This is a genomic window from Bacteroidia bacterium, from assembly GCA_040880525.1.
Classification (GTDB): domain Bacteria; phylum Bacteroidota; class Bacteroidia; order CAILMK01; family JBBDIG01; genus JBBDIG01.
In genome coordinates, this window is sequence record JBBDIG010000011.1 from 34,682 (window position 1) to 45,196 (window position 10,515).

At 44.8% G+C, this 10,515-nt stretch carries 10 protein-coding genes; 2 read left to right on the top strand and 8 right to left on the bottom strand.

Annotation, left to right across the window (positions count from 1 at the left end; genetic code table 11):
* The first annotated feature begins 60 nt into the window (after window positions 1-60).
* Window positions 61-1,089 carry a hypothetical protein gene (locus tag WD077_02055; GenBank protein ID MEX0965994.1) on the top strand — a complete coding sequence of 343 codons (1,029 nt, stop codon included), beginning with the start codon at window positions 61-63 and terminating at the stop codon, window positions 1,087-1,089.
* Between the two features lie 173 nt (window positions 1,090-1,262).
* On the opposite strand, the gene WD077_02060 is transcribed toward WD077_02055, so the two are convergent.
* The 8 genes from WD077_02060 to WD077_02095 form a co-directional block, all read right to left on the bottom strand.
* Complete coding sequence (locus WD077_02060; protein MEX0965995.1) at window positions 1,263-2,543, bottom strand: hypothetical protein; 1,281 nt, start codon at window positions 2,541-2,543, stop codon at window positions 1,263-1,265.
* A 153-nt stretch (window positions 2,544-2,696) separates the two neighbouring features.
* Window positions 2,697-3,383 (bottom strand): ABC transporter ATP-binding protein, encoded by a 687-nt coding sequence (locus tag WD077_02065; GenBank protein ID MEX0965996.1) that lies wholly within the window; start codon window positions 3,381-3,383, stop codon window positions 2,697-2,699.
* A 4-nt stretch (window positions 3,384-3,387) separates the two neighbouring features.
* On the bottom strand, window positions 3,388-4,605 hold the full coding sequence (locus tag WD077_02070) for an FtsX-like permease family protein (GenBank protein ID MEX0965997.1): 1,218 nt from the start codon (window positions 4,603-4,605) through the stop codon (window positions 3,388-3,390).
* The gene (locus tag WD077_02075) at window positions 4,602-5,819 is read right to left on the bottom strand and encodes an FtsX-like permease family protein (GenBank protein ID MEX0965998.1); all 1,218 of its coding nucleotides are present in this window, start codon (window positions 5,817-5,819) and stop codon (window positions 4,602-4,604) included. The genes WD077_02070 and WD077_02075 overlap by 4 nt, the downstream gene beginning before the upstream one ends.
* 309 nt (window positions 5,820-6,128) lie before the next feature.
* A complete protein-coding gene (locus WD077_02080; GenBank protein ID MEX0965999.1) occupies window positions 6,129-7,376 on the bottom strand; it encodes an ATP-binding protein in 1,248 nt (415 codons plus the stop codon).
* A 129-nt stretch (window positions 7,377-7,505) separates the two neighbouring features.
* On the bottom strand, window positions 7,506-8,258 hold the full coding sequence (locus WD077_02085) for an outer membrane lipoprotein-sorting protein (GenBank protein MEX0966000.1): 753 nt from the start codon (window positions 8,256-8,258) through the stop codon (window positions 7,506-7,508).
* Window positions 8,255-8,452 carry a hypothetical protein gene (locus tag WD077_02090; protein MEX0966001.1) on the bottom strand — a complete coding sequence of 66 codons (198 nt, stop codon included), beginning with the start codon at window positions 8,450-8,452 and terminating at the stop codon, window positions 8,255-8,257. Before WD077_02090 ends, WD077_02085 begins: the two co-directional genes overlap by 4 nt.
* 74 nt (window positions 8,453-8,526) lie before the next feature.
* Window positions 8,527-8,754 (bottom strand): TetR/AcrR family transcriptional regulator, encoded by a 228-nt coding sequence (locus tag WD077_02095; protein MEX0966002.1) that lies wholly within the window; start codon window positions 8,752-8,754, stop codon window positions 8,527-8,529.
* Between the two features lie 683 nt (window positions 8,755-9,437).
* Between WD077_02095 and WD077_02100 the strand changes: the two genes are divergently transcribed.
* Window positions 9,438-10,515, top strand: a 1,078-nt coding sequence (locus WD077_02100) for a hypothetical protein (protein MEX0966003.1), incomplete at its 3' end; no start/stop codon positions are given.

Genomic DNA, 10,515 nt, shown 5'->3' on the forward strand with positions numbered 1-10,515 from the left:
AAAAATTACTTAATCTATTAACAATCAACAGTCTCTACTGACAAACCGAATATTAGTACCATGAAGGACAAGATATTAACTCTGGCGCTATTATACAGCACCCTAACTTTCGCTGCCACCGGGCAGACACCTATAGACGTAGCAGACAACACCTTAAAGCTCGGTGCATTTGGAGAAGAAGTATTTTACTACGGTTTTTCTGAAGGTGACCAACTTATTTTTAGTTTTCAAGAAGTAAATGGAAAGGAACTAAAGGAGATTGAAATAATTGAATTTCCATCATCGTCTAAATTTATGGATTATAAAACAAAGAAAATTGAAAATAAAATAATAAACATTGTATCAACCGGAATCTACAAATTCAGACTTTCAAATTCTGCTATGAGCGGTCGTATTTGCAAGGTGAAAATACAAAGAATACCTGCGACCGAAGCAACTAAAAACTTCAACACAGGTGTTTATTGGCAGACTGTTTACGACACCGCTTATACGACAGTTCAGGAGAATCAACTTGTTAAAAAAGAATACAAGCCAATTCCCCTTGTTCCTTCTTCGGAATACTATGTCAATAGCGGATCAAATGCTACTTTTAAAGGTGGAAAGTCAAGAATTACTTTTCCTGTTACACTACCGAAAAATACAAAGGAGTGGTATTTTGTTTTTTCAGCATCAAGAGAAAAAGAAGACATTGACAAAGCCAAATCTTCCTTTAATTTAGTTGGTCAATTAACCAATTTAATAGACCAATCAGGCGCTTTGACCTTTGGGATTGACATGTTATCAAAACCTCCTGGAAGTAATATATGTGATATTTATTTACTTAACTTTGAAAATAGCCGTCTTTTTGAAGAAAAAAAAGCATATACGTATATGACAGGGGGCACACGCGAAAACATAAAATCAGGTGTTGTTAAAATGGCTGGTGGGGCCGGACAAACCTATTACATCGGCATAAAAAATCCTGATGGTGTGTATGGGATTCAAGTTGCCATAGAAGTTGTTGCAATTGTTTTAGAAGAAGAATGGGTTACAAGAGACGTTCAAAAAATCAATGTAAATGAAAGACAAGTTCCATATCTGAAGAATTGAGAAGCCCTGACAATCTTCACTCCTTCAAAATAAGTATTTTACAAGTGTGACATCAATAATTGTTAATACGCACCATAAAAGAGATACCTCAGCCTTCGTGCCTTTGTGTCTAAAATATTTAAAATAAAACTTAGCACCACTTTGTGCCTTAGCGCCTTTGTGTCTAAGCAAATTCAAAAACTATATTTAAACCTCAAAAACACACTATTACCAATATTAGCAAACTCCTCTACTTCTAAAAAATAAGTCTGTGCAAAAAAAGCAAACTCCCAGTTATTGGCAATTACCCAATTTACAGAGGGCATCATAAGTACGCTATTTACGTAAGGAGAATAGAGTGCTACCAGGCTTCCGGAAATAATGGGAGAAAATGGTTTAGATAAACTTAACAGAAAAGAATATTTTGTAGGAAATAAATTTTTCGCAGAAATAGGTTGTGAAAATAAATTGTCAGCCCGCCCTAATTCTTTGTTTATTCCTGATGAATTAAATAAGAAAACTGTTGTAGCAAATATTCCATTACCAAAAACATAGTCGCCCGAAACAGAAACGCTCAGCACCCCTGTAGTATCCTGCCAATTGTCCTGCGGATGAAAGTAAGTGGCCTCACCTTTAAAGCCCGCACCTTTAAAATTGCCGGCCCAGCCCGCGCCTGTGGCCACATCTTCATTCCACCAGCCGCCCAGCACCTGGAAATCATATTGCCACTTATTGAATTTATACATAGCAGCGCCTATCCAGCTATTTTCATCCCGGCCCGGTTGCACGGCTACGTCCATGGAAGAGTAATTCGCGAAATACTTCTGCACCCGCACTGCGTCAGTACCCGGCCTTTCTTCATAATCAAAATCGGTGAGGGAATACACATTGAAGAGATCGTTGGCATTCCAGAATAAATTTACGCCCCAATTGATGCGCTGGCGGCCCACACGCGCCTCCCATTTCCCATAGTTCCCGTGCAGCCAGGCGCGGTCTATTTGCGTGAGCATCAGCAGCGAGCGCTTGTCAATGAGCCGCCATGACATGTCTACCAACCCATCGTCCTGGTCCTGGAATGTCGCAAAGGCCGTGTTGAGGTTGATGCTCTCGCCAAAGAATACACGGTTGCGGACCTCCATGCCCACCGTAATATGACTGTCAGGATATAAACGAAAATTCAGGCGGTTGTGCAGCAGATTGTCAGTGGTCATCATATCGAGGTTGCGGAAACCCACGATCTGCATGTCCTTCACGTAGCCCCTCACTGTAAAACGGTCCATTTTGGGAATACTGTCCGCAGCAGCCGGAGTAGTTCCTTCGCTCTCAAGCGATTTAGAATTTACAGAGGACTGTGCCATCAACTCGGTTCCCAATATTATTTGCAAGACAAAAAGCAGCAATCCGGTTACGAAAGAAATTTTGGTCCGTAATATTTCTTTTATCATTACTGCTAATTCAAATATTAAGGTAAACATTCTGCCATGAATTAATGCAGTCACAAAACCTTCTTTTTTGCAGCGGTAACATTGAATATTATTTTTTTATATCTTAATTTTTAAATAAAAACCCGGGAAAGTTTATCCTATATTAATATTTAAATTTCCACAGGTTTATAATTTCAATTTAAATTATGAATTCCCCGCTTCATCCGATACCACCTTGCCATCCTCAATGGTGATGACACGCCTGGCACGGTCAATCACGCGCTGATCATGGGTGGAAAATATAAAGGTGGTACCTTCTTCATGATTAAGTTGCGCCATGAGGTCAAGCAGGTTGGCCGTAGAAGCCGAATCAAGGTTGGCCGTAGGTTCGTCAGCCAGGATAAATGCCGGTTTTGAGGCCAGTGCCCGCGCTACTGCCACGCGCTGTTGCTGGCCTCCTGAAAGCTGTGATGGCCGTTTGTCAAGCTTATCCGCCAGGCCCACTTCGTTCAGCAGTGCATCAACCCGCTGTTGCCGTTCTTTTTTTGACCGTCCCTGCAGCAGCATAATGAACTCCGTATTCTCCCGTGCCGTCAGCACCGGTATGAGGTTATAACTTTGAAAAACGAACCCGATGTGTTTCATACGGAAATCAATAAGCTGGTTCTCTGAGAGCTGCGAAAGATCCGTATCGCTAATGCGGATGCTGCCGGCAGTAGGCCTGTCCAGCCCACCGATCATATTGAGAAGAGTGGTTTTTCCCGAACCCGAAGGGCCTTTTACCGCGACAAATTCCCCTTCTTCTATTTTCAAGTCAATACCATTAACCGCATGGACGGGCACGGCACCTTGATATGTTTTTCGGAGATTCACTGTTTCTACTACTGTCATTGCATTATATTTTTCTTATTGCTTCGGAAGGATTGAGTTTCAAAGCTTTGATGGCTGGATAAATGGCCGCGAGCACCGCCATGATCACCACCATTGCTGATACGATGAGATAAGTCCTGGCTTCGAGTTGCGGATGAATCTGGGCGGCAAATCCGAAGTCGCTGAGATTTTCGCTGTAGGAACCGAGGCTGAATCCATGTTTTCCCGTATACCAGATGGTGGCCCAGCCCAGGAGAAATCCTATCGGCCCGCCCGTAAAGGCCAGGAACAGGGTTTCCAGCAGGATCATTTTGAAAACGCGCTGTTTGTTCATGCCTATTGCCATGAGCATTCCGAGTTCCCGTACCCGCTCCAGCACCGCCATGAGCATGGTATTCAGAATGCTGAAAAGCAGCGCCAACAGAATAATTCCCATAAAGACATAGGTATAAATATCCATTGAATCAATCATCAACCGCATGATGGGCTGGAGATCGAGCCAGGAAAGCACTTCAAAGTCAGGGTAAAGTTGCTGGTAGCGGGCCGCTTCCGGTTCCGCATGTTCATTCTGGTACAGGAGCACGGCAATTTCCTGTACGCCACTTTCCGTACCCAGCAGTTCCTGCAATCTCTCGCGCATCACGAAGACGTGCATTTCATCGAACATTCCATTGCCTGTCTTATAAATGCCGCTTACCTTAAAGGCTCCTGCTGCAAAATTCTGATCCAGGTTTTGCATGGTAAGCACCACCTTTGATCCGAGCCTGAGCTTGTATTTGTCTGCCAGCTTTTCGCTCACCAGGATGGAATTGGTGTATTCGCCAGGCAAGTAGTTTCCTTCCCTGATATGCCGGTCGAGCCGCGTAGCCTGCGATTCGCTGTCCGGATCAATGCCCACCACTTTTGCCCCTCCTGTATGAGAGGGCGATGCCATCATAGCCATAGAGATGGCGCGGGCTGTCACCGCCTTTACTTTTTCATTTTGCTGCAAATGCCTTACGATGCTGTCGCTGCGTGGAATGTAAAACTGCGGTTGCACGTTATCCCGGAAGTCAGGGTGATGGAACTGAAAATGCGAAAGTTCGTTGCCAATGATCATTTCGATGCGCTGATTGGTGAGGCCGTACATAAATGCCAGCACCATAAGCCCTGCCCATAGACCGAGGGCCACGGCTATGATTCCAACCAGGCTGCGCAATTTCTGGCGCCACACATTTCTCCATGCAATTTTTATCAGCATCATTTTCTCATTGCTTCAATAGCGTTCAGACGCAGTAATCTCAAAAAAGGATAAATTGAAATAACGAAGGCAATAATGGCTACCACCACTGCCTGCTGGATGAAAAGGCCGGGCGTTACGGCAGTTTGCAGCACCGGCTCTAATCCGTAGTCTGAGTACATTTTTGCCATTTCTTCTCCAAAAGAAACCGGGTTCATATTAAAATATAGGGCAATTGGGAAGACGGCCAACATCCCTGCAATGGCTCCGATAATGACCATGACCAGGATTTCAATAAATACCATCAGCGCCAGTTGAATTCTTTTCATTCCTATGGCCACCAGCATTCCGAATTCGTGCTCGCGCTCGGCCATCATCATAAGTACGGTTCCAAAAATTCCAAAGGAGATGACTACATAAAGAATGAACATAAAGACATATTGCTCCTGCTCCTCTGATTGGACCATTCGCACCATATCCGGCACAAGTTCCTTCCAGGGCATTACCTCATATTTTGCGGTATCCAGACTGGCGCGCAACTCCTCTGCGATTTGTTCTGCTTCATCGGGGTCATCAATAAAAATAACGGCAGCCGTGATTTGCGGCCCTGTAGCAAAGAAATACTGCGCCTCCTCCATAGGAAGGAAAACCACCTGCCTGCTCATTTCAGGAGACCCGATCTTTACAATTCCTTTTATGGGATACAGGCCGCTGGAGGTCATTCCCCGGTAACCCTGCCCGAAAAGCACCAAGGTATCGCCAGCCTTCAGTTTCAGGAATTCGGCAAGCCCCGCGCCTACCAGAACCGCCTTGTCTCCCGGTTCCAGATACTCTCCTTCAATTACTCTTTCGCTGAGGCCGGTGTTCTGCTCTTCGTTCTCAGGGTCAGTTCCGGTTACCATTGCAGCACGGGTAAGCTCACCAGACGATGCCAGTGAAAATCCTTCTATCCGGCTTGTGTAGCCAGTGATTCCTTCGTGTTCATTCAGGAGTTGGCGCAGGGAGTCGGTAAATTCAAAACTGAGATCAAGTGACGGTTCATCCCAATAACCTTTACTGTGGATCTGGATATAACCGGTGAATTTGCCAACGGTATTTTCGACCATAAGATCGAGGACACCTTCTTTAAAGCTTGCAAGCATGGAAGAGAGCATCACGGCCAGAAACACAGATGCCATGGTGATGAAGGTGCGCTGCTTGCTGCGCCAGAGGTTTCGCCAGGCCAGTTTCAGGAGCATGGGATCGAAGTATTTAGACACAAAGGCGCTAAGACACAAAGGGGCACAAATAAATGATTAGTTAAGCCTCGAAGCTTTCTATCATCCTGAGCGATAGCGAAGGAACTGGGCAAGTTGCGGTATATTCTAAGCGAGTTGGCTTCCACTCTAGTAATAGAATCTTTGCTCGTACCGTCATCCTCGTTCATTTCAGCCATATGCCCTATGGGACTGAGGGGTGTTGCGGAGTGATTTGTTTGGATTTTACACGTGAATGCCAGGGATAAGGCAAAAAAAGTTGCAAAATAGATGTAGCGCTTGCGGTTCATTTTATCCCTGTTTTGTTCCTCCAGCCACGCTCAATATTTCAATTGAATTGGCATCGGGATTTTGCCAGCATAATTTCTTTAAAGGGAAATTCTCATAGGTCTCAGCGAATTTCTTCTGGCCTGAAGATAAACTGGTTTCTCCATCCCATTTCACCTCCCAAGCCATCCCTTTTTCGCGATTATTTTCAATTACAAAATCCACTTCGTATTGGTCGGCCGTTCGCCAGTGATGCAACTGATCTGTACTGTAGCTGTCCCACAGCAGGCGAAAGACATAGTTCTCTAGCACCTCTCCCTTGTCCTGACGCAGGGACGGCCTCCTAAAGTCGTTGATCAGGAAATTCCTTAGCCCGCTGTCAATAAAATAGGCTTTGGGCATTTTGGTGAGTTCCTTCCTGAAGTTTCGAAAAAACGGTGAGATAGTCTCGATGATGAACGATTTACGGGCGACATACATCATCTCCTCCGCTTTTTTATTGTTGATCTTCAGGGATTTGGAGATGGAATTCAGGTTCGTCTGCTTTCCCGTTTCGCCTGCCAGCAATCTGAGGAACTGGGCAAATTTCAGATCATCCGTTAAGCCTGAGTCCAGCAGGTCTTTCTTGATGATGCTAGTTCCTATGCCCTGCAATACCATCTGCTTTTCCTTTTCATCCGTGGCCAGCACCACCTCTGGATAGCCGCCATAGGTCAAGTATTGCTCCAGCAGGTTTTTCAGCTTCGGTTCTTGCAACGAACGGTATTGCGGGTTCTGGGCCAGTTTGTCCAGTTCATCCATCAGGGCATCATTTCCGGAAAAGTGCAGGAATTCCGTAAAGTTGAGCGTGCCGGACTGCACCAGCCTTTTGCGGCCCATCATTGAATCGCCAAACTTCCGGTCTATGTAAAAAGAACTGCTGCCTGTAGCAATGATCTTCAGGCGGTCGTGATATTCATCGTAGAGGAACTTGAGCAGGTTGGAGGGATCAGCCGCATATTGTACCTCGTCCACCAGCAGGAAAAGCTTTTCGCCTTCCGGCAGCCGGAAGAAATCGGTGTAGTTCAGCAGGTGTTCAGGATGCTTGTTCACCTCCTGCAGCACCAGCGGGTTTTCCAGGTTGATGTACGCCACAGCTTTCCCTTCGGCCTTCAGATACTGGTTCAGTTGCGTCAGGGCAGTCGTCTTGCCCGTTTGCCGAGGCCCAACCAGAATGATGAAATGCTTGGTTTCGAGCCCCTCCTTCAACTTTCTTACATACCATCTCTCCATGGCAAGCAGGATATTTTATTCGGATTAGAGCAAAAATATCGGATATTTTTCACCTTTTCACATAACATTATCGGATAATCACCAAAGACTTAGTGCATCGTAGTGTCCTTTTGCCTTTGTGTCAATAAATCACTTCACCCTTTTCATATTCTGAACAGTAAAAAACTCGTCCTCAATGGGCCGGTCAAACTCTGCTGATTTCATGATCATCACTGTTTTTTGTCCGGGTTTATCAGCAGGAATCAACTCGGTTCTGGTGGGGATAAGCCGGCCATCCATTTCCTTCAGGTCGCTCATCAGCATGGTATTTACCAACTCACCATCTTCATCATACATTTCGCTTTTAAGCTGGATATAGTCCGTTTTATCAATGTATACGATCACTTTTCCCCAAACCACCGCGGCTTTGGGTTTGGGCGTCATTTCAATTTTCCAGGTATCGCGGCCCGCTATGATCTGACTGCCGATAATCTTATGGGTATAATCATTTACCACGGATGCCTCGCGCACAAGATCATCATTGGTAAAGTCCGTTCCCATCCAGCTTTGGCCCATCATGCTGGGTGGCAGCTTAATGTTACGCTCTATATTGGGCATCCAGTTCCAGACTTCTTTGTCTCTCTTCAGGAAAGCGCTACCTGCCTCCCGTGCCGGGGCGGTAATGAGGATGAGGCTGTAATCCTCTCCTTTTGTCCAGCTTTTCATTTCCATGTCCCGCGTCCAGTTTGTCCGTACAATCTGTATGGTCATTTCAGATTTCATGGTTTTAGTGCCCCTGGCTCTTTCATCGGCCTTGCGCACAATGTCCGTTGCGGATTCTGTCTGGGCCATGCCGAAGGTGATCCCGCTAAAGAGCATCATCAATACTATCAATTTTTTCATCGTGGTACGAATTGGTCAATAATCATTTGTTTCACTTGTGCCATTGGAAAATTGTCAGGGTCAAACATCAGGTGCATTTGCACACCATCCAGCACTGCCGAAAAATATCGGGTTATGGTAACCGGGTCTGCGTGGCCTTTTTCGGCAAAATACCGTTCGAGTACCTTCTGGTAAGTCGCAACCCTCGTTTTCATTTTTTCAATGAGCAATGGCGCCACATCCGGCTGAAATACCAATGCACTATATAGCCGCCACCGCTTTGGCTGCGCTACCACCACATCCAGGCTGAAGCTGATCCAGTCTTTAAGTCGTTGATCTGTAAACTGCTCATTTTCATTGATGGGAAAAAGCAGTCTACCTCGTCAAACATTCCGTTCACCAATTGCAGCAGCAAATCCTCCTTCCCCGTAAAGTAATTATACATCAGCCCTTTAGAAACTCCCGCTTCTTTTGCTATGCTGCTTACAGGAGTTTCTGTGGTAACCTTTCTCGGCAAAAAGTTTCAGCGCTGCTTCCATGATCGCCTTTTTACGCTTCAGACGTATGCTTTCGGATTATTCCGGTTTTCTGGGTGCCATGCTTTTGATTTATGACTGAACGACCGGTCAAAAATCTAATTCTGGCTCCATGTTTCCAATCTTTAAAATTGAAATATTTTATGGATTATGAAATTCTTGTTCAATTACAAAAATAGAATCACATGCTACTAAATACATGTAAGGCTATCTCCTGTGGTGAAGCTAAAATTAACAATTAAATAATATGCGAATATTAAAATTTGCTATATATTGCTTTGGTTTTAAACGCACCCCCAGCGAATACCTCTCTCATTTCCAGGATTATAAGCTTGACACGCGAATCGCGACAGGCCATTGCCCGGGTCCCTCCCTTCAGGTGTTAACCTTGATTTTGAAGTTGGCAGAGGCTAAATAGCCATGTAAGAAAATTAAAAAATAACGCTAAAAAATATCTTCAGGTTCTGGTGAGTTCCGGTTTAAAATTTTAAAAATGATAAATTATTTTTCTAAAAAACCCAATTGATTGCCAGGGTCAACTTCACCGAAGCTATCATTGAAAGATTTTTCTTCTTAGAATTCAATTAATCGGACACACTATTAAACCCACACCAAGAGCGCGAAGACATAGCATATTTATATAAACATCTAAAAGAATTTAACCATGAATGCTATCTACAACAAGGTCTTTTTTACGATCTTACTCTTCTGTGTCTCAGGATTTAGCTTCGTTTCGGCCCAGCCCTTATCAGGCAGTTACACCATTAATGGAGCCGTAGCTACCGGTGGCACGAATTATCAGACCTTCTCCGATGCCGTGTCTGACCTGGAGGCCAATGGCATTTCTGACAATGTGGTCTTTAATGTTGCTTCGGGCACTTACAATGAGCAGATCACTATTACAAAAATTGCCGGGACTTCTACTTCTGATACAATTATATTTCAGTCAGCATCCGGGGATAGTACTGATGTGGTGCTGACATTCAGTGCCAGCAGTTCTGATAACTACACTGTGGAATTGGACAGTGCCGAGTATATAACCTTTCAGAAGATGACGCTGGCGGCAACCAATACCAGTTTTGGCCATGTGGTCCAGTTTACAAATCATGTCGTGGGGATCAATCTCCTTAATAATTATATAGTTGGAACTGACGCCACAACAAGTACCAACCAGGCCTTGATTTTCAGTAATAACAATGTCTCCGGACAGGCCGTCAAAATACTCAACAACTACCTCGATGAAGGGTCTCACGGGCTGTACCTGGATATGAATAACTCCGGCAATTTTACCGGGATGCAGATCAGTAGTAACAATATTTTTAACAGCTTTTCCAGGGGAATGTACATTCAGGATGCCGATTTTCTCACGGTAAGTGATAACCGCATCACTTCAGATGACGAGTACACCGGCTTTGAGGGCATTCATTTATTTGATTGCGACAGCTCCCTGATGGTACTTGGCAACTATGTGTATGGTGTAAAGAACCGCGCACTGTTGGTGCAGCACAGCACCAACTCATCGGCCAACCGGGGTTTGATAGCCAATAACTTCCTGCACTCACGGGACAATGGGGATGGAGTTTTCATGACCTCCAATGATTACCTGGACATTTTCCACAACTCAATCCACAAGAGCAATAACACCAATGTGAACAATTATGCACTCCAGATGAGCCATGGAGACTTTAACCGGATCTGGAACAACATTTTTGCGAACAGCGGTGGCGGCCCCGCAGTGTATT